The sequence below is a fragment of the Pseudomonas sp. Bout1 genome (genome assembly GCF_034314165.1).
Taxonomy (GTDB): Bacteria; Pseudomonadota; Gammaproteobacteria; order Pseudomonadales; family Pseudomonadaceae; genus Aquipseudomonas.
Genome location: NZ_JAVIWK010000001.1, coordinates 676,365 through 698,817 on the forward strand (window position 1 = coordinate 676,365; position 22,453 = coordinate 698,817).

Genomic DNA, 22,453 nt, shown 5'->3' on the forward strand with positions numbered 1-22,453 from the left:
GGTCCAACACATTGGACAGTGTCGCATTCAATTAAAAGGTGTAGTCGGCCGTCACAAACAACGACCTGGGTTCACCCAGGATCCATTGCTGGCCGTTATTGTATTGGCTGACGGCGTAGGTGCGGTCGAACAGGTTATTCAATTGCAGGCCCAATGTCGTGTTGTGCATGGCTTTCCATGACACGGTGGCGTCCACCACGGTGTAGCTCGGCACCTCGCTGGTGTTGGCAGTGTCGGCATACCGCGCGTCCACGTAGCGCACACCGGCACCGGCGCGCACGTCGTCAGTGAGGGCTTTGCTCAACCACAGGTTGGCGGTGCGACGCGGTACGTCGGTTGGGCGGTTGCCGTCGCGGGACACTTGTTGGCCATTGACCTCTTCGGAAAAGTCGTCGTACTGCGCCCGCACGATGGCCGCGTTGGCTTGCAGTTGCCAGGCGTTCGGCAGTTGCAGGTCGAGGCTGGCTTCCAGGCCGTTGGAAGACTGTTGGCCGACTTGTTCCTTGAGGTCGGTGCCTGGCACATCGGTCAGCAGTTTCTTTTTGACGATGTGGTAGGCCGCCAGGGTCCATTCGCCACGCGCGTCCCAGAACGCCTGCTTGATGCCGATTTCGGTTTGCCTGGCCGTGGACAGGCCGAACTGCTGCTGGTTGGCGTCCAAGGTGATCAGGCTGCCGACGCCGTCGGTGCTGGTGGCGTACTGGCCATACACCGAGGTGTCCGGGGTGAAGGCGTAGACCAGGCCGGCTTTCCAGTTGTTACCGGTAAAGGTTTTGTCGGCGTCGCTGCCATCCATCAGGGATTGGCGGTCGATGTGGACGTAGTCGCGGCGCACGCCTGTGACCAACGACAGTTTGTCGGTCAGTTGCAGGCGGTTTTCGGCGAAAGCAGCGAGCTGTTTGGTGGTGCTGACGGACTGCGGCTTGAACGCGTCGGCGCTTTCAAACGGCTGTGGCACCGGATGCAGGATGTCGACTGGCTGGCCATCCGTCAGATCATTAAATGGCGCGTTACTGGCCAGGCGGAAGCGAATGCGGTTGTATTCAACGCCCGTCACGGTCTGGCTGTCGAGGCCGAACAGCATGTGTTTGAAGGTGAAGGTCTGGCGGTCGCCGACCTGTTCCTGGTTGTGCTTGATGCTCAGGTAGTCTGCACGCACCAGGCTGGCGTTGACGTAGTTGTAGCTCTCGGCGTTCTGCCAGCGGCGCTGGTTTTTCAGGTACGACAGTTCGTTGCTGGCGCTGACGTTGTCGTTGATCTGCCACTTGCTGACCAGGCGTGTCCACTGGTCGTTGTAATGCTGGGTGTCGTTGCTGACGTTGTAGTTCTTGTCGCGCAGGCCCTTGTGCAACTGGCCGTTGATCAGCGGTGTGCCGTAATAGTTTTGCGGGGTCTGGTCGCCGTAGTCGGTGGAGAGCGTGAAGCTCAGGTCATCCGCCGCCTGCCAGCGCAGGGCAGCGCTGACAAAGTCGCTGGAGGACTCGCCGCGGTCGATGAAACCGTTGCTGCGCAGGCGGTTGATGTTCAGGCGATAGCTCAGGGTGTCGGTCAGCGAGCCGCCGCTGTCGAGGGCTTGTTGCTGGCGATCATAGGAGCCGTAGCCCAGGCGGACGTGGTTTTCGATCTCGCCTTCGAAGGGTTTCTTCGGCAGGGTATTGATCACCGCGCCGGTGGCGCCCTGGCCGTACATTACCGAGGCCGGGCCGCGCAGTACGTCTACCCGCTCTACCGACCAAGTGTCGACCGGGAAGGTGGAAGTGCCCGCGCCATCAAACATGCGGGCACCGTCGTACAGTTGCAGCACCGAACTCTGGCCGGTAAACCCGCGCGCCGACAACGAGGTGCCGCCGTCGCCCGGCGTGCCGGTGCGGCTGATGCCGGTGGCCCGGGAAATGGCGTCCTGCACCGTGGCATCGCCCCGCGCGCGTATCTGCTCGCCCGTCTGGCTTTCAACACTGCCCGGGGTTTGCAGGGCCGTGAGGTTCAGGCGCGAACCTGCCGTGGTCGGGGTTTTCAGGTCGACGTACTCCTCATTGACGGCCGGGGCAGAGACGGCACTGGCGGGAAGAGTCAGGGCCTGGGCACTGTTTTGCAGCGCGAGCAGGCACAAGCCGGACGCAAGGTAGTTGTTCATCGGACGATAAATCGCTTCTTCGAGGCGGTACTCGCCGCAGCGCGCGGCGAGTAGGGGATGCATCAAGTGTTATAATATAACACTTTGTGCGGCGTGAGCGAAAGCCCGCCCAAGACTACATAACGCCTCCAGGCAGGGCATCTCGTCTGGTTCACGCTGAACCTGAGGTAGATTCACCTTGGCCAATAAGCCGTGAAAGCACCAGGCGATCCAGTGCCCAGACCACGATCAACGAGGCGCCCACCAGCGGAAAGACAATCGCCAGCCCAAGCATGATCGCCATCGCGGTTTTCCATTTCGGCAGGTCGTGGCGCAACGGCGGAACCCCGAGGCTACCCTGCGGCCGGCGCTTCCACCAGATCACCAGGCCGCTGACGGCACTGAGCAGGATCATCAGGCAAATCAGCAGCACGATGATCTGGTTGATTACGCCAAACATCTTGCCCTCGTGCAGCATCACGCCGGATTCGGTAACTCGCGCCACGCTGTTGTAGTGCTCCCAGCGCACATCGGCCAGGACCTTGCCGGTGTATTGGTCGACATGCAGGGTGGCGTCGTTGCGCGGGTCGTTGGCGAACACTGCGATGGTGAAAACGCCTTCGGCGGTGGTGGGGAAGGTGATGCTGTAGCCGGGCTCGACCTTGCGTGAGTTGGCGAGGTCGACCACCTGTTGCAGGCTGATGGTGGGCGCGGCCGGGCCTTGGGTCATGCCGCCATGCTGCATGTGTTCGGCATGCTCGCCGGACATCGGCATCGGCGTGTTTTCCATAGCCCATGGCACGGTCTGCTGCGTTGCCGTGTTGAGGCTGCGGGCCTGCTGGTCAGACTGAGGCACGTTGTTCCACATCGCCGCCGGAAATTTATTCCACAGCTCGGCGTATTGCTTGCCCCAGAAACCTGTCCAGGTCATGCCGCTGAGTAGCATCACCAGCAGGAACGCCGCGCCCCAGAAGCCGACCACCGCGTGCAGGTCCCGCCAGAACAGGCGGCCGCGACTGCCCAGGCGTGGCCACAAAATACCGGCTGCCGATTGACCCCGCGGCCACCACAAATAGACGCCCGAGATCACCAGCATCACGCCCCAGCCGGCGGCCAGTTCCACCAGGCGATCACCGACGGTGCCGATCATCAACTCGCCATGCAGCGCGCGGGCAATGGCTTGCAGGTTGTACTTGGCGTCCTGTTCACCGAGCACGGCGCCGCGATACGGGTCGACGAATACAGTCACTTCGCGGCCGTCGTTGTGCATCACGAATTGCGCGCTGCTGGTGGCGTCGGCGGGGGGCAGGTATTTGCTGATCTGGCCTTGTGGATAGGCAGCCTGGGCGCGTTGCAGTTGCTCGTCGGCACTCAGTGCGTGCTCGGCGCTTTGCACCGTCAGCAGGTTGCCGTACATCAGCGGGTCGAGCTGGGGCTTGAACAAGTAGATGATGCCGGTCAGGGCCAGCAGCACCATGAACGGCGCGACAAACAGCCCGGCGTAGAAATGCCAGCGCCAGGCCAGGTTGTAGAAGGAAATCTTCGGTGGGTTCATCAGGGTGTGCTCCGCAAAGGCTTGGATTTTTTGTGTTATCGAGGACGCCATCGCGGGCAAGCCCACTCCCACAGGGGGAATGCATTGCAACTGTGGGAGCTGGCTTGCCTGCGATGCGCTTAGAAGCTCATGTCCACCTTGGTCCAGAGCGTGCGCCCCGGTTCCTTGATGGCTTGCGGGTCATTGGCCGGGTAGCCGAACCCGGCGTTGCCGGCCAGGTTCAGATGCTCGGCGTACGCCTTGCCGAACAGGTTGTCGACCCCGGTACTGACCTTGAAATTCTTGTTGATGCGATACGCCGCGTTCAGCGAGAACACGCCAAACCCCGCGCTCTTGTCGAAGTCCTTGCCCACCACGCTGCCCTTGTTCTGGTCGATGCGGTTTTGCGCCGCGACTACTCGCCACAAGGCGCCAGCGCTCCAGTCGTCCTGGCTGTAGGTCAGGCCGAAGCGCGCATCCAGGGGCGGGATCTGCGGCAGCGGTTTGCCGTCGTTGCTGTTCTTGCCCCAGGCGTAGGCGAAGGTGGCGTCAGCCTTCCAGTTGGCGGTCAGCTTGTACGCCGCGCCCAATTCTGCGCCCATGATCCGCGCATCCACATTGCGCGCCTGGGAGGTGGTGCCCATCATTCCCGGCTGGTAGTCGAACAGGATGAAGTCACGCACCTGGCCGATGTAGCCCGAGGCCCAAGCGTCCAGGTTTGCGGATTTGTATTGCAGGCCGAAATCCAGCTGGGTGGTTTTTTCGGGCTTCACGCCATCGAACGCATTCACCGAACCGACCGCGCCGGTGTTGGGTGAAAACAGCTCCCAGTAATCCGGGAAACGTTCCGAATGCCCAAGCCCCGCGTACAGCGTGCTGGGGCTGTGCTCCAGGTCGTGCTCATAGCGCACAAAGCCCGACGGCAGTGTATCGGCGCGGGTTTTGTCGGCGGTGGGGTTAGGGCTGCTCATCATCCCGGTGTCGAGGGTTTGCCGGAAGTCCTTGGCCGAGGCGCGGTCGACACGGGCACCGGTGATCACCCGGTCGCGGTCGGCGGCGTACCAGGTCAGCTCGCCGAACACGCCGTAGTTATGGAAGTTGGCGTCTTTGCTGCGGGGCAGGTCCTTGTAGGTGTCGACGCCCATGGCACTGCGTTCGCGGTGCTCGTTGGTTTGCGCATCAAGGCCGCTGATCAACTGCACATCGGCCCAGCGCCAGGTCGCCTTGATGCGGGCGCCGAGGGTGCGGCGGTCAACGTTGGAGGCCATGGGGCCGGCCATCATCCCGGTGCCCGACGGCACGCGCAGGCTGTAGTTATCCATCACGTGGTCGGCGTAGTTGTAGTAGACCTGCGCCTCGATCTTGTCCAGCACCTCGCCGATGTTGGACTTCTCGAACCGCAGCCCGAGGCTCTCGCGCAAGAACTGCGAGCCGTCCATGCCGCGCCCGGCGTAACGGGCTTCGCCATCGCCCCGGCCGGCGGTAAGTTCCAGCAGGGTGTCGGCGTCCGGGGTCCAGCCCACGGCTACGTCGCCGTTCCACTTGTCGTAGCGTGAGCCGACAGTGTCGTTGTTACCGTCCTTGTAGTCATCGGCGTGGGCCTGGTTGCCGATCACCCGCACGTAACCCAGCGGCCCGCCCGCCGCCGCATCGACGACCTTATCGAAGCGCCCGTTGGAGCCGGCCAGGATGCTGGCGTTGACCCGTGTGCCCAACGTGCCGAACTGCTCAGGCTCACGTTCGAACAGGATCGTGCCCGCCGAGGCGCCTGGGCCCCAGAGTACGGTTTGTGGGCCCTTGATCACGGTCAGCTTGTCGTAGGTTTCCGGTGAGATATAGGAAGTGGGCGCGTCCATCCGGCCCGGGCACGCGCCGAGCATCATGCTGCCGTTGGTGAGGATGTTCAGGCGTGAGCCGAACATGCCGCGCAGCACCGGGTCGCCGTTGGTGCCACCGTTGCGCACCAGCGCGAAGCCGGGGATGGTCTTGAGGTAGTCGCCACCATCGCTGGCGGGCACCGGTTGGCGCGGGTCCTTGGGGTTGGTGACGATCGTCAGCGGCGAGCTGGGGGCGATCGCGGTGATCACCGTGGGGCTCAGTTCGTTGTCGGGCTGGTCGGCGTGGGCCTGTGGAACCAGCAGCGCGCCACACAGAACGGCGAACACGGGAGTACATCCCAAGCGGGTGTCAGCAGAAAACCTGGACATGAAAAATTCCATCATTCATTCGTAAACAACACGGCCAGCAGCCTGCGGCTGTCTGTCTAAAGTCGGCCGGGGTGAAGTAACGGTGTGAAGGGCTTACGCGATGATGGGTGGGGCGCGACTACGGGCGCCGGGGAACACGGTTTGCCGGGCATGGCCCAGGCGTGGCGCGGGAGTTATGGCATTGGCGGGCGGCGGGCTGGCGAGGGTGACGAATGACACGCTGCCAGGCAGCGCCGGGCAACTGAAGAGCAGGCTGCAATAGCCGCACTTTTCCCAGAGCACGTGGTGTTCGTCGGGGGCCTTGTTGTGGTCGGTCGCAGGCTTTACGTCGCCATGGCAGCTCGGGGCGTCCATGGACATTTCCATGGACATGCCGGCGTGATGATCCATCGGCATCGCTTGGGAAATCAGCGGACCGATAAAGATCATCAGCATGGCGAACAGGCTGATCCAGCTGCCGCGCAGCAGGCTCATTGGCTTACGGCGGGGCGGGGACAACCTGGCGCGAGTGGCGCCCATGAAGGTTTATCTACTGGGCGTGCATGTGCTCATGGCCGGCCATGGGCGGTTGCTTCTGCACCGACACTTCCACCTTCACCGGCCCGGCTTTCTCGAAATTCAGGGTCAGCGGGAAATGCTGGCCGTCGCGCAATACGCTGCGGTCCTTCAGGCCCAGCAGCATCACGTGGTAGGCCATGGGCGCGAATGTCAGGTCACCTTTGGCCGGCACCGCGACGCTGGTCACCTGCTGCATCTTCATCAAATCGCCCTGCATCACATGCTCATGCAGCTCGGCCTTGGCGGCCACGGGCGTGTCGACGCTGAGCAGGCGATCCGCATTCTCACCCTGGTTATGAATCACGAAATACGCCGCGACGGTTGGCGCGTTGGGCGGCAGTTCCTGGGACCAGGGTTCGCTGACCACCAGTTCGCCGACCTTGAAGTCTTCGGCATTGGCAGCAGCACACACCGGCAGCAACAACGCAGCCAGAAGCAGGGAAGATTTGAGCATGGCAGTTCTCCAGAACGGTTCTAAACGCAGTTCACTTGCGAAGAAATCAGACCGTTGGGGAGGCGCGGGGGTTAAGGCTCGGCCATTGCTGGCGCGGGGTGGGGGATTGTAGCGACGGCGGTGGCAGGTCTTGCACCGCGTCGAATCTTGCGAAATACAGTGTTGGTGAGTGCCCCGGCAATGCCACTAATGGCGCCGAGCCCGAGCAGCACCAGCAATGCTGCATGGTGGAGTGATCGTCCTGCTGCGGCGCCGGAATGTCCAGCTTGCCCAGGGCAATCGCCGTCAGCTTTGTACCGTTGGAAGAACAGAAACTGCCCCACAACAGCTGGTCGAGGGAATTGTTCGAACGCTGCATCGCCCCGGCCATCGGCATGGCAAACGCATTGAACAGCACTGCAAAGCAGGCGATCCAGGCAAATGCAAAGCGTTGACGGGCCATGGCGGACAATCCGTAGGGTTAATCGATCAGGTGCGTATTTAGCCTGATCGGGGGGGATAAGTAAAAAGGGACGGTGTGGTTTGGTGTCGCAGTGCTGGGGTTCAGGATAGACGGGAATCAAGGATTTCCATTCTTTTCAAATGGGCCGCGATGTTCAGTGCGACAGCTGAACGCTGTGGGAGCTGGCTTGCCTGCGATACAGGCGACTCGGTCTTCCTGCTGGATCGAGGTGATGCTATCGCAGGCAAGCCAGCTCCCACAGTTTGGATTGTTTCCGATTCGAATGTGGAGGCCCTCCACAGAAATTTCCGACAGTGATTTGAGGTTGTCCCTAGGAAACGCAATCTCTAGTCTCCGTACACCGCTGCAAACTCAGCGGTCGGGCGTCGCGGCCCGGATTTCTTCAGACGCAAAAGCGTCATCGTGTCCTTTCAGTTGGCGCTTTTTTATCGTCTACTGTGCGGCACTATGGTGGCTGTGCGCGGGATACCTTCGGGTATGCCGGTGTTCTGGAGAGCCGGTCCGCGAACCCGCGTACAGCTACCACCCCATCGCATCGCGGCGATCAGTGGTAGCTCCTTTGTACTTCTCCGGAGCTTCACAATGATTAAACCTACCCCCAATCCCCCCTTTCGGCTGTTCACCGTAGCCGATGGAATCAGCACCGAAGACCTGTTGGTCAACCTCATTGAAACACTTGCCTCGGCCAACGCGCTGAGTTGCGACTTGGCGTTTAGCCTGGAAGGATCGAAGCGAGAGGAGTTGTTGGGTGTCGCTCAGTTGATCGAACTGGCGGAGTTGCTGGCTGATCGGGTGCACGATGCAGCCGGACAGACGGCCGCCGCGAGGAGCTAACTGACCGACGCAGATTAGTGTGGGAGCTGGCTTGCCTGCGATGGCATCGCTGCGGTGTATCTGAACGACTGCGTCGTCTGTATCGCAGGCAAGCCAGCTCCCACATTTGTTTCGTGTTGCGTCATACAGACTGGAATGCTTCCAGTACCGAGTTGACGGTCGTGAACTCCCGATCCACCTGCGCCAACACCGGCCGCTTCAACACCAACACCGGCACCCCACGCTCCCTTGCCACTTCCAACTTCGGCTCCGTGGCGCTGCTGCCGCTGTTCTTGCTGATCAGCACATCAATCTGCCGCCGCTCGAACAACGCCCGCTCATCCTCGATCAGAAATGGCCCACGGGCGCCGATCACTTCGCAGCGTTCATTGCCGGGGTACACATCCAGTGCGCGCAGCGTCCAGAACTGCTCGGCGGGGATTTCGTCGAGGTGTTGCAACGGTTCGCGGCCCAACGTGAACAGCGGTCGCTTGAATGGCTTGAGCGCTTCGATCAACTCCGCCCAGTCACTGACTTCGCGCCAGTCATCACCGGCCTGTGGCTGCCACGCCGGGCGGCGCAGGGCCCAGCAGGCAACGCCGCACAAACCGGCGGCGCGAGCGGCGTTGGCGCTGATCTGCGCGGCATACGGATGAGTGGCGTCCAGCACCAGCTCAATGCCTTCTTCACGAATAAATTGCGCCAGGCCTTCAGCGCCGCCATAGCCGCCGACGCGCACCTGGCACGTAAGGTCGCTCGGAACGCGGCCGACGCCCGCCAGGCTGTAGATGTGCTCGGGCCCCAGTGTGCGGGCGATGGCGAGGGCTTCCGTCACACCGCCTAACAGCAGGATGCGTTTCATAGCGGCTTGATCACTTCCAGCAGGGTGATCGGCAGCGCCTGGCGCCAGGTATCAAAGTCCCCCAGTGGCTGGGCCTGGGCCACATGAATGCGGGTGAGTTCGCCGCCGTGTTGTTCGCGCCAGGCCATCAGGGTCATTTCGCTTTGCAGGGTCACGGCGTTGGCCACCAGCCGGCCGCCGGGGCGCAAGTGGTGCCAGCAGGTGTCGAGCACGCCGTCGCGGGTCACGCCGCCGCCGATGAAGATCGCGTCGGGCGCTTCCAGGCCTGCGAGTGCGTGGGGCGCGGTGCCGCGAATCAACTGCAGGCCGGGTACGCCAAGGGCATCACGGTTGTGTTCGATCAACCGTTGCCGCCCGTCGTCGGCCTCGATGGCCAGCGCGCGGCAACTGGGATGGGCACGCATCCATTCGATCCCGATGGAGCCGCTGCCCGCGCCCACGTCCCACAGCAGTTCACCGGGCATTGGCGCGAGGCGGGCGAGCGTCATGGCGCGCACGTCGCGCTTGGTCAGTTGGCCGTCGTGCTTGAACGCCGAGTCCGGCAGCCCGGCCAGGCGGGACAGGCGCGGTGTGTTGGCGTCGGCCACGCAGTCGATGGCCACCAGGTTCAATGCGGCAATCGGTTCGCCTGGCCAATCCCGGGCGATGCCGTCGACGCGGCGCTCATCCGGGCCGCCCAGATGTTCAAACACGCTCAGGCGACTTGCGCCAAACCCGCGCTCGGCCAACTGCGCAGCCATCGCCGCCGGGCTCTGGCCGTCATTGCTCAACACCAGCACACGCACGCCGCTGGCCAGATGCACATTCAGCGCCGCCAACGGCCGCGCAACCACCGACAGCGTCACCACGTCCTGCAACGGCCAGCCCAACCGCGCCGCCACCAGGGACACGGAGGAGGGCGCGGGCAGAATCAGCAGCTCATCGGCTGGAATGTGTCGCGCCAGGCTCGCGCCCACGCCATAGAACATCGGGTCGCCGCTGGCCAGCACACACACCGCTTCGCCGCGTTTGGCCAACACAGGGTCCAGGGAAAACGGGCTGGGCCACAATTGGCGTTCGCCACGGATACACACCGGCAACAGGTCCAACTGACGTTGGCCGCCTACAATTATCGAGGCGCGCAACAGGGCGTGCCGGGCGTTTCTGCCCAAGCCCTTGAAGCCGTCTTCACCGATGCCTACTACCGTCAGCCAGGGCGACATATGAATTCCTTGAACGACATCCGACGGGCAGGCTTTTCATGCCGCCGGACAAAGCAGGCATAATACCGCGCCTTTACCCGTGAACCGGTAGCCCTGTGAAACCAACACCACTGTCCACTACCTTGCGCCCCTCGGCTTGTCCGGGGTTGCTGCGTATTGTCCAGGCGTTGGATGGCGGGATTTGCCGGATCAAACTGGCCGGTGGTTCGATCAGCGCCAAGCAGGCATTTGCCGTCGCAGAAGCGGCCCAGGCCCATGCCGGCGGGGTGATCGAGGCGACCAACCGCGCCAACCTGCAAATTCGCGGGATAGGCGCCGGGCAAGACGCGCTGATCGCTGCCCTGCTGGCCGCTGACCTGGGCCCCAAGAGCGCCGCCGGGGACGATGTGCGCAACCTGATGCTCAGTCCCAGCGCCGGCATCGACCGCGACATGCTGTTCGATACCCGGCTGTTGGCGGACCAGATCCTCGCCACCCTGGAAACCCACCCGCGTTTCCACGAGTTGTCGGCCAAGTTCGCAGTGCAACTGGACGGTGGTGAAGCGCTGGCCATGCTCGAACATCATCACGACCTGTGGCTGTCGGCGTTCGACACCCATGGCGAGACGCTGTTGGCGTTCGGCCTGGCAGGCTGCCCGGCGCAGGATGCGGCATTGGCCGCAGTGCCTTTAGCGCAAGGCCATGCATTGGTGGTGGCGGTGCTGGAGCTGTTCCTTGAACTGGCCCGGCCGGATCAAACCCGTATGCGGCACCTGCTGGCCGAAACACCTGTGGATAACTTTCTCGGGCGGCTAAACCTGCCATTGCAGGCAGTTGACGGCTTTTCACGGCGCACCAACCCCGCGCCGCTGTACCTGGGAAGTTATCCACAGCGCCAAAAAAATCAGGTCTACGTCGCCGCCGTTGCGCCCTTGGGCCGCCTGGATTCGGCGATGCTCAGGGGCGCCGCGCAACTGGCGGTCGAGCATGGCGACGCCACCCTGCGTTTCACACCATGGCAAGGCCTGCTGCTGCCCAATGTCCGGGAGGCGGCGGCTGTCACCGAGCGCCTGGAACAGCTTGGTTTTCTGTGTTCAGTGGACCACCCCCTGGCGCGCCTGATCGCCTGCACCGGTGCAAGCGGTTGCGCCAAAGGCCTGGCAAACACCAAGGCCGATGCCCTGCAACTGGCGACGCTTGCGCCCGGCCACAGCGTGCACCTGTCCGGCTGTTCACGGTCCTGCGCCGCTGCGCACACCGCGCCGGTCACGTTGCTGGCCGTGAGCCCCGGCCATTACGACCTCTATTTTCGCGATGCAGGCCAACCCGGTTTCGGTCGCCTGCACGCGCGCACTCTTTCTATTGAAGCGGCGGGCGCCTTGTTACGCGCCCACCCACGGAGCAACACCGATGATTGATTACATCCGCGACGGTCAGGAGATCTATCGCAACTCCTTCGCGATCATTCGCGCAGAAGCCAAGTTGGATCGCATTCCTGCCGACCTGGAAAAACTCGCCGTGCGGGTAATTCATGCCTGCGGCATGGTCGATGCCATCGACGGCCTGCAATTTTCCGAAGGTGCCGGCAAGGCCGGTCGTGAAGCGCTGGCGGCTGGTGCGCCGATCTTGTGTGATGCGCGGATGGTTTGCGAAGGCGTGACCCGCACCCGCCTGCCTGCCAACAACCCGGTGATCTGCACCCTGCGCGATGACAGCGTGCCGGAGCTGGCGCGTGAGCTGGGCAACACCCGCTCCGCCGCCGCCCTGGAATTGTGGCGCCCGCACCTGGAAGGCAGTGTGGTGGTGATCGGCAATGCGCCGACTGCCTTGTTCTACCTGCTGGAAATGCTCGACGCCGGCGCGCCAAAACCTGCACTGATCCTCGGGTTCCCGGTGGGGTTTGTTGGCGCCGCCGAATCCAAGGCTATGCTTGCCGCAGACAGCCGTGGCGTACCGTTCGTAATCATGCAGGGCCGCCTGGGCGGCAGTGCGATGGCGGCCGCTGCGGTCAACGCCTTGGCCACGGAGGTCGAATAATGCCGGCACGCGGACGTTTGATTGGCCTGGGCGTAGGCCCCGGTGACCCGGAACTTATTACCCTCAAGGCCCTGCGCCTGCTGCGTGAATCGCCGGTGGTGGCGTACTTCGTGGCCAAGGGCAAAAAGGGCAACGCCTTCGGCATCATCGAAGACCATTTGGTGCCACAGCAAACCCTGATGCCGCTGGTGTACCCGGTGACCACTGAAGTTCTGCCGGCGCCGCTGTCCTACGAGCAGGTGATCAGCGATTTCTACGACACCGCCAGTGTCGATGTTGCCGCGCACCTGGACGCCGGGCGCGATGTGGCGGTGATTTGCGAAGGCGACCCGTTCTTCTACGGCTCCTACATGTATTTGCATGACCGCCTGGCCGAGCACTACGAAGCCCAGGTGATCCCGGGCGTGTGCTCGATGCTTGGTGGTGCGTCGGTGCTGGGCGCACCGCTGGTGTATCGCAACCAGAGCCTGTCGGTGCTCTCCGGCGTGTTGCCCCATGACGAGCTCAAGCGGCGCCTGGCGGATGCCGATGCGGCGGTGATCATGAAGCTGGGGCGCAACTTCACCAAGGTGCGCCAGGTATTGGAAGAGTTGGGGTTGGCGAACCGGGCGTTGTACGTCGAGCGCGCGACCATGGCCAATCAGAAAATCGTTGCCCTGAGCGACGTCGATCCAACGTCCTCGCCGTACTTCTCGCTGATCATCGTTCCCGGCGAAAGGTGGCAAGGCTGATGACGGCTCCCGCGATTGTCATCCTGGGGCAGGGCAGCCTCGCCACTGCCCGGGCTATCCAGCAGCTGTACCCCGACGCGTTGATCCACGGCCTGGCCGGACGGGTCGAGGGCGCAGATCAGGCCTATAACGAATTCGGCGCTACCGTGCGCCAGCTGTATCAACAGGGCACGCCGATTATCGCGTTGTGCGCCGCCGGGATTGTGATCCGCACCCTGGCGCCGCTGTTGTTGGAGAAAGGCGTCGAGCCTGCCGTGCTGGCGGTCGCCGAAGACGGCAGCGCGGTCGTGCCGTTGCTTGGTGGCCTCGGTGGCGTGAACGTGCTGGCGCGGGAAATTGCCGCCGCCTTGGGCGTTGCCGCGGCGATCACTACCAGTGGCGAGCTGCGTTTCGGCACCTGCCTGCTCAACCCGCCCAGCGGTTATCAACTGGGTGATCTGGAGTTGGGCAAGCGTTTCGTTTCCGACTTGCTGGCGGGTGAGTCGGTGCGTATCGAAGGCGCCGCGCCGTGGCTGGATCAGGCCAACTTGCCGCAGGATCAGTTGGCGCGCCTGGCGATTCACGTCGGCAGCGCCGAGCGCGCGCCTGCGCCGAACGAGCTGCTGATTTATCCAAAGAATGTGCTGGTCACCTGCCAGCCGGGGCCGCAATTGGCCGCGCGCATTCGTGCGGCGTTGCAGGACGCAGGGCTCGCGGTGCAGTCCCTGGCGTGTTTGCTGGCGGCTGAAACCGAGATGGCCGATTCGTCGTTGCAGGAGGCTTCAATCGAGTTGGGCGTGCCGTTGCGCTTCGCCGGTTTGGCGACCCAGGCGGACATCGCCATTACGGTGGCCGGTGCACCCCTGGACCTGTCCTTGCTCGGTCGCCCCCGTGGGCGCCTGGCGGTCATCGGTCTGGGCCCCGGCGCTGCCGAACTGATGGTGCCGGCGGTCAAGGCCGAACTGGCCCGCTGCACCGATGTGCTGGGTTACGAAACCTATGTACGCATGGCCGGGCCGTTCCGCCCGGACCAGGTCCAGCATTGCACCGATAACCGCGAAGAGATGCAGCGCGCCCGTCACGCCTTTGAGTTGGCGGCGCAGGGGCGTTCGGTGGTGGTGGTGTCCTCGGGTGACCCGGGGGTGTTTGCCATGGCGGCTGCGGTGATCGAGGCCTTGCACGACTCCAGCGACCCGGCCTGGCATCAGGTCGACCTGGAGATCTTGCCGGGGGTGTCGGCCTCACTCGCCACCGCTGCGCAGGCGGGTGCACCGCTGGGGCATGACTTCTGTGTGATGTCGCTGTCGGACAACCTCAAACCGTGGGCAATCATTGAGAAGCGCCTGGACCTGGCCTCCCAGGCCGACCTGGCGCTGGCGTTCTACAATCCGATTTCCCGTGCGCGGCCCTGGCAGTTGGGGCGCGCCCTGGAAATCGTCGCGCAGCATCGCACGGCCGAAACGCCAGTGGTGCTGGGCCGCGATATTGGCCGCCCGGGCCAGACCCTGCGCGTCACGACGCTGGGGCAACTGACGCCGGAGCAGGTGGACATGCGCACCATGGTGCTGATCGGTTCGTCCACCACTTGCGTGTTCCCCCGCGCCGATGGCGGCGAGTGGGTGTATACGCCACGGTGGTATGGCGAGAAGCCCGCCTCCTGAAAAACGCTGGCCCCGCAATGGGGCCACCTTCAAAAAGTCATTCGGTGCTGGAAGAAAGGTCTGCTTGCCGAGCGCTTTTTGCGTCGTGTCGAGTCGTACCTTTCTCTACTCGCTGAAGAAAATTACAGCGTCTGGCCAAACGTCAGGTTCATCCCCAGCATTTACTGAGCGTTGCGGCTCACGGTGATTTTTCCTGCGCAGTGCAGCGCGTTCGTTCGTCAATTTGCAGCTGCTAAAAATCCCTGGCAACTCGACTAGTGTTGGCGTTAAGCCCCATGTTGGGGGTTATGGAGAAATGGCTATGGAGCGAAATGACAGACGAATCAACAGCGCAAAAAGGAGGAAGCTGATTGCCGCTTACCGGCTTCCAGGCGCGTCCAAACCATCACCGGGGTTGAGCCCGTTGGTGACACCTGAGGGGGATGATGAGTTGAATGCGGCGGTAGTGAACAACAGCGTCATGTCGTTCGTGGACGGCATGACCAGCCTTAACAAGGAATACACCCGCAAAAGCTATTTGCTGGCGAGCAGCTACGTCAGCGACGTGTTGCGGATCGCCCGCGGAACAGAGGCCTGGTACAACGAATTCATCAAGGTCATGAGCAGCCTGGGCTGGATGCCGGTCCGGAGCAGTTTCGAGCGGGTGTATACCACCCGCAAAGGGCTGTCGGTGCAGTTGGCGGCCCTGAACCTGGTGGCGGCCACCGTGGCCTCGACGTTCCTGTCGGGGCCGTTGATCAGTGCGCTGCCCAAGTTGGTGGGGGATGCGGTTGAAGCCTTGAAGCAACTCCCGGACTCGTTTGAGTTATTCAAACGAAATACCACCGTGCGTGACGGCGGCGATTTCGGCCTGGCGTCCTGCTCGGAAACCGCGGGGGAGATCTCGATGGTGCTGGTGACCTACAGCTCCCACGGCGTCAGCAAGCAGTTGGGCGTGCCGTTTCTGGAGTGGGACAGTGCGTCAATCGAAGCCTTCAGCGGCCGCACGTGCCTGGTGCTGAACAGCTCGGTGGTCAACGAGGCCACGATTCAACTGCTGCGTGACAGCGCAGGGGACAAGGTCCGCCTGGCCATCGCCAAATACAGGATTTGATCTACGGCACCAGGTAGCCGCGTACCCCGGTGAAGATGATTTGCGCGGCCAGGGCGCACACAAACAACCCCATCAAGCGGCTGACAATCTGCAAGCCCTGGTCGCCGAGGATACGTTCGATACGGTTGGACAGGTACAGCACCACGCCCACCGTAAGGCTGGCCAGGGCAATGCTGAGGATGGCGGTGATCTTGTCGTCCCAATGCGGCTGGCTGACGCCCATCACCAGCAGTGCACCGATGGTGCCGGGGCCGACGGTCAGGGGAATGGTCAGCGGCACGATGGTCACGTCCTGCTGCACGTTGTCGGTCTGCACCGCCGACTTGCCTTGGGCCATGCCCAGCGCCGAGATAAACAGCACACTGCCGGCGCCGATGCGGAAGGCGTCGACGGTGATGCCGAACACACTGAAAATCACCCGGCCGAACAGGTAGAGCAACACGCTCGAGACCAGGGTAGCGAGGGCCACTTTCCAGGCCAGGCGTCGACGTTCCTTGCTGGAGTAGCCGCGGGTCAGGCTGATAAAGCAGGAGAGCACGAAGAAGGGGCTGTAGAGCACCAGCATCTTCAAATAAACGCTGAATAGCACATGGAGCATGGGCGCGGCTCGCGGCGGGGACGTGTGGGGAGTCTATCAGGCGCCACGGAACAAATGTGGGAGCTGGCTTGCCTGCGATGGCGGTGTGTCAGGCACCCATGTGTGTGACTGATACACAGCCATCGCAGGCAAGCCAGCTCCCACAGGGAGATCCTGTTTCGGGTCAGGTAGGTGCGTGCTCTGGCCGCTGTTGGCGCTGCGCCACCCAATACTCCACCAGCTCGCGCAACTGCGACAGCTCCACCGGCTTGGCCATATGCCCATCCATCCCGGCCTGGCGTGCACGCTCTTTATGTTCCGACAGAATGTGCGCTGTCAGTGCCACGATCGGCGTACGAATGCGCTGGTTGCCGACTTCCCACGCCCGCAGTTGCTGGGTGGCAGAGAAGCCATCGAGGATCGGCATTTCACAGTCCATCAACACCAGGTCGTAACGCTGGGCCTTCATCGCCTGCAAGGCTTCTTCGCCGTTGCTGGCGGTGTCGGGCTGCAGGTTGAGCTTGCCAAGCATGCCGCGAATCACCTTGGTGGAGATGCTGTTGTCTTCCGCCACCAGAATCCGGAAATCACTCGGCACCGTCACGGGCGCCGGTGCGCTGATCGCTGGCTGGCGAGGCTGCACCGAGCCCTTGCTGCGTTGAGTCAGCTCGTCGGCCAGGGTGGTCTTGAGGGTGTAGCCGGCCACGGGTTTGGCGAGGATGCGCTTGATCCCGCAGTTGCGCGCGATGATCTTGCTCGGCGCATTGCTGATGCCGGTGAGCATGATCAGCAATATGTCGTGGTTCAGGCTCGGGTCTTCCTTGATCTTCGCTGCCAGTTGCATGCCGGTCATGCCGGGCATGTTCTGGTCCAGCAGCACCACGTCGAAGTAGTCCCGCAGGTGTGCCTTGGTGCGCAGCAGCGCCAGCGCTTCCTTGCCCGAAGGCACGGCACTCACGTTCAGGCCCCAGGCAGTGCATTGCTGCACCAGCACTTTGCGGCAGGTGTCGTTGTCGTCCACCACCAGCACGCGCGCGCCCTTGAGCGGGCCGTCGAGGTCGGAGGTGGGGTGTTCCAGGCGTTCCGGGTCCAGCGGCAAGGTCAGCCACAGGGTGCTGCCCTGTTGGCTGCCACTTTTGATGCCGAACTCGCCGTTCATCAACAGGATCAACTGGCGGGCGATTACCAGGCCCAGATGGCCACTCAAGCGGGTGGCAGACAGGAAGTTCTTGCTGTGCAATTCGCTGTGCAACAGCGCGTCGCGCTCGGCGGCCTCCATCGGCAGGCCGCTGTCTTGCACGGCAATGCGCAGGCGCGGTTTGCTGCTGCGCTCATCCAGCGCCACGACGATCAGCACTTCGCCTTCATCGGTTTTTTGCAGGGCGTTTTCCAGCAGGCTCAACAGCGCCTGGCGCAGGCGTGTCGGGTCGCCGCTGATCACCCGTGGCACTTGTGGCTGGATAAAGCTGATCAGCTCGACGTTCTGCTGCTCGGCCTTGGCGCGGAAAATACTCAGGCAGTCTTCGATCAGCGCGTTGAGGTCGAACTGCACGTCGTCCAGCTCGATCTGCCCGGATTCGAGCTTGGAGATGTCGAGAATCTCGTTGATCAGGGTGAGCAGTTCATTGCCGGCGCTGTGGATGGTTTGCACGTAGTCGCGCTGCTTGACCGATAGCGGCGTGCCCAACAGCAATTCGGTCATGCCCAGCACGCCGTTCATGGGCGTGCGGATTTCGTGGCTGATCTTGGCCAGGAACTCGGCCTTGGCGGCGATTTCGGCATTGCTGGCCGCCAGGTCACGGCTGAGGCTGAAGTTGTCTTCGGTGATGGCGCGCTGGCGTTCGCCCAGGGCCAGGCTCATCAACAGGCCGCTGAGGCAGATAAAACCGAGCAGGGTGACGATCAAACCTTGCGGCGCCACCAACGTCAGGCCCAGCAACGCCGGCAGGATAATCAGCGTGCCGATGTTGAAGATCACCATCGCCAGCATGAACAGCCGCGCCGGGCGATACCCTTTTTGCCAATGATAGGCCGAGACAAACAGCATGCTCAACCCGGCCAGCGCCACCAGGGCGTAGGTGATGATGTTCAGCGGCAGGGTGTTGACGAACAGCAGCAACAGGCCGGTCAGGACGATCAGCAGGATGTCGGCCATCAACAGTTTGTTCAGCGGATGCGGGCCCAGGGGCGCAAAGAAGCGGTAGGCAAACATCAGCCCGCACGGCGCCGTCAGCAGCAGGGCGAGGTAGGCGCCGGGGGTTTGTATCGCGTGCCAGTTCGGCAGCCACGGCCCCACCACATTGAGCAATAGCGCCAAACTGAGCAGTAACAGTAGCTCGCAGGCGGCAAGCCACAGGCTGCTGCGGGAGCGATGGTAGGCGTAGCGGGTCAGGTTGTGCAGGATCAGCATCACCAGGCAGCCGAACAGCAGCCCGTAGATCAGCGTCTGGTTCTGGTTGGCCGCGGCCAGCACCGCGGGCTCCAGGGTGATGTACGGGCGCAGCTCGTGTTCCGAGACCATGCGCAGGTACACATCCAGCGGCTTCTGGCTTTGCGGCATCGGCAGCATGAAGTCGCTGCTGGGCAGCGGGCGCTCGGCCTGGGGCTGGCGGGTGCCGGTGGCTTGTTGCTCCACCAGGGTGTCGCCGTCGAGCACGTACAGGTTCAGGTGTGACAGGTCAGGGGCGAATACCCGCAGCACTTGCTCGTGCTTGCCAGGTTGCAGCCTGAAGCGTACCCACAGCGCGCCGTCCGGTTGCGCGGCGGTAATCCGGTCGAGTTCGATGGGGCTGAATTGATTGATGTAGCGGGGCGAGCGGATATCGCTCAGTTGCAGATCGGCCTGTTCATCAAGCAATACCGCCCAGCCACTGCCTTGTGCGGCGGCCTGGGCCGGTAGCAAGCAGAGCAAGGTCAGCAGACTGACAGTGAAACCTATGGCGATCCTGAGCCAGCGCACGGCGAAATCCCTTCGTAGGTTGATGCATGGGTATAACTATGCGCGGGGCCACAAGCGTAGGGCAAGGGCCAAGGGCCCCTGCCTAACCGAACGGATAGCTGTTTACTGACTCTCGCCACGCTCGCGGGCAATGGCACGGTAGCCAATGTCGGTGCGGTAGAAGCAGCCCTTCCAGTCGATTTTCGCCGCCAGCCTGTAAGCCTGTTGCTGGGCGGTATCTACACTGCTGCCCATGGCGGTTGCGCACAACACGCGACCACCGGCGGTGACCACCTTGCCATCCTTGAGCGCGGTGCCCGCATGGAACACCTTGCCTTCCAGCGTAGCAGCCGCATCCAGACCTTCAATCACATCGCCCTTGGCGTAGTCGGCCGGGTAGCCGCCGGCGGCCAGCACGATGCCGACGCTTGGGCGTGGGTCCCACTGGGCTTCGACCTTGTCCAGGGCCTGGGCCAATGCTGCTTCCACCAACAGCACCAGGCTCGATTGCAGGCGCAGCATGATCGGTTGAGTTTCCGGATCGCCGAAGCGGCAGTTGAACTCGATGACTTTCGGGTTGCCGGCCTTGTCGATCATCAAGCCGGCGTACAGGAAACCGGTGTACACATTGCCTTCATCCGCCATGCCGCGCACGGTTGGCCAGATCACCAGGTCCATCACACGTTTGTGCACTTGCGCGGTAACTACCGGGGCGGGAGAGTAAGCACCCATGCCGCCGGTGTTCGGGCCGCTGTCGCCGTCGCCGACGCGTTTGTGGTCCTGGCTGGTGGCCATCGGCAACACGTTCTTGCCGTCGACCATCACGATGAAACTGGCTTCTTCGCCGTCGAGGAACTCTTCGATTACTACGCGCGAACCGGCTTCGCCAAACGCGTTGCCGGCGAGCATGTCGCGCACGGCGTCTTCGGCTTCGGCCAGGGTCATGGCCACGATCACGCCTTTACCGGCGGCAAGGCCGTCGGCCTTGATCACGATCGGTGCACCGACTTCGCGCAGGTAAGCCAGGGCTGGCTCGATCTCGGTGAAGTTCTGGTAGTCGGCAGTCGGGATCTTGTGGCGCGCCAGGAAATCCTTGGTGAACGCTTTCGAACCTTCCAGCTGGGCCGCGCCGGCGGTTGGGCCGAAGCAGTCCAGGTTACGGCTGCGGAACAGGTCCACCACGCCGGCAACCAAGGGTACTTCCGGACCGACGATGGTCAGGGACACGTTTTTCTCTGCGAAATCTGCCAACTGCTCAAGGGCCAATACGTCGATGGCGACGTTTTCGCACTTGGCTTCAATGGCGGTGCCGGCATTACCGGGTGCGACGAAAACTTTCTGGACGCGCGGGTCCTGGGCAACTTTCCAGGCCAGGGCGTGTTCACGGCCACCGCTGCCAATGATCAAAACATTCATTTCAAAAACCTCGGATGACGCTGAATTCTGAAGACCACAGTGGGGGGCTTTTCTGTGGGAGCTGGCTTGCCTGCGATGCTGGCGCCTCGGTGTATCAGGTGCACCGAGGTGATGCTATCGCAGGCAAGCCAGCTCCCACAGGAGCTGGTGCCCACCAGTCAATTGGATCAGTGGCGGAAGTGACGCATGCCAGTGAAGACCATGGCGATGCCGGCTTCATCCGCCGCTGCAATCACTTCTGCATCACGCATCGAGCCGCCCGGTTGGATCACGGCGGTCACACCGGCTTTCGCGGCGTTGTCCAGGCCATCACGGAACGGGAAGAATGCATCCGATGCCATCACCGAACCCTGCACCTGCAGGCCGGCGTGCTCGGCCTTAATCGCAGCGATACGTGCCGAGTTCACACGGCTCATCTGGCCGGCGCCGACACCGATGGTCTGGCGGTTCTTGGCGTAGACAATGGCGTTGGATTTAACGTACTTGGCGACTTTCCAGGCGAAGATCAGGTCGTTGATTTCCTGTTCGGTCGGGGCGCGCTTGGTCACCACCTTCAGGTCTTCGCTGCCGATCATGCCGATGTCGCGGCTCTGTACCAGCAAGCCGCCGTTGACGCGCTTGTAGTCCCAGGCTGCGGCACGGTCAGCCGACCATTCGCCGCAGGCCAGCAGGCGCACATTGGCCTTGGCTGCGACGATGGCGCGGGCCTCTTCGCTGACGGACGGGGCAATGATCACTTCAACGAACTGACGCTCGACGATTGCCTTGGCGGTCTCGGCGTCCAGTTCACGGTTGAACGCGATGATGCCGCCGAAGGCCGACTCGGTGTCGGTGGCGTAGGCCAGTTCGTACGCCTGGCGGATACCGCCTTCGGCGTCGGGGCTCACGGCCACGCCGCACGGGTTGGCGTGCTTGACGATCACGCAGGCTGGCTTGACGAAGCTCTTCACACATTCCAGCGCGGCGTCGGTGTCGGCCACGTTGTTGTAGGACAGCTCTTTGCCTTGCAGTTGGGTCGCGGTGGCGATCCCGACTTCGGCCGGTTTGGCTTCAACGTAGAACGCCGCGCTCTGGTGCGGGTTCTCGCCGTAGCGCATTTCCTGGGCCTTGATGAACTGGCTGTTGAAGGTGCGCGGGAACTGGCTGCGGCCTTCTGTGCTGAGGGTTTCAGCCGCCTGGTTCACGGTGCCCATGTAGTTGGCGATCATGCCGTCGTAGGCGGCGGTGTGTTCGAAGGCCTTGAGCATCAGGTCGAAGCGCTGGGCGTAGGTCAGGCCGCCGGCTTTCAGGCTCTCCAGGACGTTGGCGTAGTCGCTGGCGTTCACCACGATGGCCACGTCTTTGTGGTTCTTGGCTGCCGAGCGAACCATGGTCGGGCCGCCGATGTCGATGTTTTCGATGGCGGTCGGCAGGTCGCAGCCTGGCTTGTCGATGGTGGCTTGGAACGGGTACAGGTTAACGGCCGCCAGGTCGATCGGCTTGATGCCGTGTTCGGTCATGATGGCGTCGTCGATACCGCGACGACCGAGGATCCCGCCGTGGATTTTCGGGTGCAGGGTCTTGACCCGACCGTCCATCATTTCTGCGAAACCGGTGTAGTCCGCCACTTCCACTGCGGCCACGCCGTTGTCCTGCAGCAGTTTGAAGGTCCCGCCGGTGGAAAGAATCTCCACGCCCAGGGCTTCCAGCTCCCGGGCAAATTCGAGGATCCCGGTCTTGTCTGAGACACTGATCAAGGCGCGGCGGATCGGCAGGCGGGTAGTCTGGTCGGTCATTTCAATTTCCATCAAAAGCAAAGGAGTCAGCAAAAAAGGCGTCCGTTTTTACGCGGGCGCC

The 22,453-nt window shown here is 62.8% G+C and carries 18 protein-coding genes; 6 read left to right on the forward strand and 12 right to left on the reverse strand.

The genetic code is table 11. From position 1 onward, the window contains the following. Positions 1 to 31: 31 nt before the first annotated feature. The 6 genes from RGV33_RS02950 to RGV33_RS02975 form a co-directional block, all read right to left on the reverse strand. Positions 32 to 2,134 carry a TonB-dependent receptor gene (locus RGV33_RS02950; RefSeq protein WP_322148607.1) on the reverse strand — a complete coding sequence of 701 codons (2,103 nt, stop codon included), beginning with the start codon at positions 2,132 to 2,134 and terminating at the stop codon, positions 32 to 34. A gap of 151 nt (positions 2,135 to 2,285) precedes the next feature. After that, positions 2,286 to 3,668 (reverse strand): PepSY domain-containing protein, encoded by a 1,383-nt coding sequence (locus RGV33_RS02955; RefSeq protein ID WP_322143042.1) that lies wholly within the window; start codon positions 3,666 to 3,668, stop codon positions 2,286 to 2,288. Between the two features lie 119 nt (positions 3,669 to 3,787). Continuing rightward, on the reverse strand, positions 3,788 to 5,854 hold the full coding sequence (locus RGV33_RS02960; protein WP_322143043.1) for a TonB-dependent copper receptor: 2,067 nt from the start codon (positions 5,852 to 5,854) through the stop codon (positions 3,788 to 3,790). A gap of 93 nt (positions 5,855 to 5,947) precedes the next feature. Next, positions 5,948 to 6,373 carry a DUF2946 domain-containing protein gene (locus RGV33_RS02965; protein WP_322143044.1) on the reverse strand — a complete coding sequence of 142 codons (426 nt, stop codon included), beginning with the start codon at positions 6,371 to 6,373 and terminating at the stop codon, positions 5,948 to 5,950. 10 nt (positions 6,374 to 6,383) lie between these two features. Next, a complete protein-coding gene (locus tag RGV33_RS02970; RefSeq protein ID WP_088424743.1) occupies positions 6,384 to 6,866 on the reverse strand; it encodes a copper chaperone PCu(A)C in 483 nt (160 codons plus the stop codon). A gap of 46 nt (positions 6,867 to 6,912) precedes the next feature. Further along, the gene (locus tag RGV33_RS02975; protein ID WP_322143045.1) at positions 6,913 to 7,308 is read right to left on the reverse strand and encodes a DUF2946 domain-containing protein; all 396 of its coding nucleotides are present in this window, start codon (positions 7,306 to 7,308) and stop codon (positions 6,913 to 6,915) included. Positions 7,309 to 7,911: 603 nt separating this feature from the next. Between RGV33_RS02975 and RGV33_RS02980 the strand changes: the two genes are divergently transcribed. Further along, positions 7,912 to 8,163 (forward strand): DUF6124 family protein, encoded by a 252-nt coding sequence (locus RGV33_RS02980; protein WP_087693137.1) that lies wholly within the window; start codon positions 7,912 to 7,914, stop codon positions 8,161 to 8,163. A gap of 121 nt (positions 8,164 to 8,284) precedes the next feature. Here RGV33_RS02980 and RGV33_RS02985 read toward each other — a convergent pair whose 3' ends face one another. Both RGV33_RS02985 and cbiE read right to left on the reverse strand, forming a co-directional pair. Next, the gene (locus RGV33_RS02985; protein WP_322143046.1) at positions 8,285 to 9,004 is read right to left on the reverse strand and encodes a cobalt-precorrin-6A reductase; all 720 of its coding nucleotides are present in this window, start codon (positions 9,002 to 9,004) and stop codon (positions 8,285 to 8,287) included. Then, positions 9,001 to 10,206, reverse strand: coding sequence for a precorrin-6y C5,15-methyltransferase (decarboxylating) subunit CbiE (gene cbiE, locus RGV33_RS02990; RefSeq protein ID WP_322143047.1), 1,206 nt, complete (start codon positions 10,204 to 10,206; stop codon positions 9,001 to 9,003). Before cbiE ends, RGV33_RS02985 begins: the two co-directional genes overlap by 4 nt. Positions 10,207 to 10,316: 110 nt before the next feature. Here cbiE and cobG point away from each other — a divergent pair, with 110 nt between their 5' ends. From cobG to RGV33_RS03015, 5 genes are all read left to right on the forward strand, one after another. Further along, on the forward strand, positions 10,317 to 11,603 hold the full coding sequence (gene cobG, locus RGV33_RS02995; RefSeq protein ID WP_322148608.1) for a precorrin-3B synthase: 1,287 nt from the start codon (positions 10,317 to 10,319) through the stop codon (positions 11,601 to 11,603). Next, positions 11,596 to 12,222: a precorrin-8X methylmutase gene (locus tag RGV33_RS03000; RefSeq protein WP_322143048.1), complete on the forward strand. Its 627-nt coding sequence runs from the start codon at positions 11,596 to 11,598 to the stop codon at positions 12,220 to 12,222. The genes cobG and RGV33_RS03000 overlap by 8 nt, the downstream gene beginning before the upstream one ends. Continuing rightward, complete coding sequence (locus RGV33_RS03005; protein WP_322143049.1) at positions 12,222 to 12,953, forward strand: precorrin-2 C(20)-methyltransferase; 732 nt, start codon at positions 12,222 to 12,224, stop codon at positions 12,951 to 12,953. The genes RGV33_RS03000 and RGV33_RS03005 overlap by 1 nt, the downstream gene beginning before the upstream one ends. After that, positions 12,953 to 14,593 (forward strand): precorrin-3B C(17)-methyltransferase, encoded by a 1,641-nt coding sequence (gene cobJ / locus RGV33_RS03010; RefSeq protein WP_322143050.1) that lies wholly within the window; start codon positions 12,953 to 12,955, stop codon positions 14,591 to 14,593. Before RGV33_RS03005 ends, cobJ begins: the two co-directional genes overlap by 1 nt. Positions 14,594 to 14,894: 301 nt before the next feature. After that, entirely contained in the window at positions 14,895 to 15,686 is a 792-nt protein-coding gene (locus RGV33_RS03015) for a hypothetical protein (RefSeq protein WP_322143051.1), read from the forward strand. Between the two features lies 1 nt (position 15,687). Here RGV33_RS03015 and RGV33_RS03020 read toward each other — a convergent pair whose 3' ends face one another. From RGV33_RS03020 to purH, 4 genes are all read right to left on the reverse strand, one after another. Continuing rightward, positions 15,688 to 16,284: a MarC family protein gene (locus RGV33_RS03020; protein ID WP_003217330.1), complete on the reverse strand. Its 597-nt coding sequence runs from the start codon at positions 16,282 to 16,284 to the stop codon at positions 15,688 to 15,690. Positions 16,285 to 16,447: 163 nt separating this feature from the next. After that, complete coding sequence (locus tag RGV33_RS03025; RefSeq protein ID WP_322143052.1) at positions 16,448 to 19,222, reverse strand: hybrid sensor histidine kinase/response regulator; 2,775 nt, start codon at positions 19,220 to 19,222, stop codon at positions 16,448 to 16,450. Between the two features lie 102 nt (positions 19,223 to 19,324). Further along, a complete protein-coding gene (gene purD, locus RGV33_RS03030; protein ID WP_322143053.1) occupies positions 19,325 to 20,617 on the reverse strand; it encodes a phosphoribosylamine--glycine ligase in 1,293 nt (430 codons plus the stop codon). Positions 20,618 to 20,784: 167 nt separating this feature from the next. Next, complete coding sequence (purH, locus tag RGV33_RS03035) at positions 20,785 to 22,392, reverse strand: bifunctional phosphoribosylaminoimidazolecarboxamide formyltransferase/IMP cyclohydrolase (protein WP_322143054.1); 1,608 nt, start codon at positions 22,390 to 22,392, stop codon at positions 20,785 to 20,787. Between the last annotated feature and the right edge of the window lie 61 nt (positions 22,393 to 22,453).

Bases quoted from the DNA above. Each gene is read 5' to 3' on its own strand.
- RGV33_RS02965 (WP_322143044.1), bottom strand. From the start codon at position 6,373: ATGGGCGCCACTCGCGCCAGGTTGTCCCCGCCCCGCCGTAAGCCAATG.
- RGV33_RS02950 (WP_322148607.1), bottom strand. From the start codon at position 2,134: ATGAACAACTACCTTGCGTCCGGCTTGTGCCTGCTCGCGCTGCAAAAC.
- RGV33_RS02960 (WP_322143043.1), bottom strand. From the start codon at position 5,854: ATGTCCAGGTTTTCTGCTGACACCCGCTTGGGATGTACTCCCGTGTTC.
- cbiE (WP_322143047.1), bottom strand. From the start codon at position 10,206: ATGTCGCCCTGGCTGACGGTAGTAGGCATCGGTGAAGACGGCTTCAAG.
- RGV33_RS03015 (WP_322143051.1), top strand. From the start codon at position 14,895: ATGGAGCGAAATGACAGACGAATCAACAGCGCAAAAAGGAGGAAGCTG.
- RGV33_RS02980 (WP_087693137.1), top strand. From the start codon at position 7,912: ATGATTAAACCTACCCCCAATCCCCCCTTTCGGCTGTTCACCGTAGCC.
- RGV33_RS03020 (WP_003217330.1), bottom strand. From the start codon at position 16,284: ATGCTCCATGTGCTATTCAGCGTTTATTTGAAGATGCTGGTGCTCTAC.
- cobJ (WP_322143050.1), top strand. From the start codon at position 12,953: ATGACGGCTCCCGCGATTGTCATCCTGGGGCAGGGCAGCCTCGCCACT.
- RGV33_RS02975 (WP_322143045.1), bottom strand. From the start codon at position 7,308: ATGGCCCGTCAACGCTTTGCATTTGCCTGGATCGCCTGCTTTGCAGTG.
- RGV33_RS03005 (WP_322143049.1), top strand. From the start codon at position 12,222: ATGCCGGCACGCGGACGTTTGATTGGCCTGGGCGTAGGCCCCGGTGAC.
- RGV33_RS02970 (WP_088424743.1), bottom strand. From the start codon at position 6,866: ATGCTCAAATCTTCCCTGCTTCTGGCTGCGTTGTTGCTGCCGGTGTGT.
- RGV33_RS03000 (WP_322143048.1), top strand. From the start codon at position 11,596: ATGATTGATTACATCCGCGACGGTCAGGAGATCTATCGCAACTCCTTC.
- RGV33_RS02985 (WP_322143046.1), bottom strand. From the start codon at position 9,004: ATGAAACGCATCCTGCTGTTAGGCGGTGTGACGGAAGCCCTCGCCATC.
- purH (WP_322143054.1), bottom strand. From the start codon at position 22,392: ATGACCGACCAGACTACCCGCCTGCCGATCCGCCGCGCCTTGATCAGT.
- purD (WP_322143053.1), bottom strand. From the start codon at position 20,617: ATGAATGTTTTGATCATTGGCAGCGGTGGCCGTGAACACGCCCTGGCC.
- RGV33_RS02955 (WP_322143042.1), bottom strand. From the start codon at position 3,668: ATGAACCCACCGAAGATTTCCTTCTACAACCTGGCCTGGCGCTGGCAT.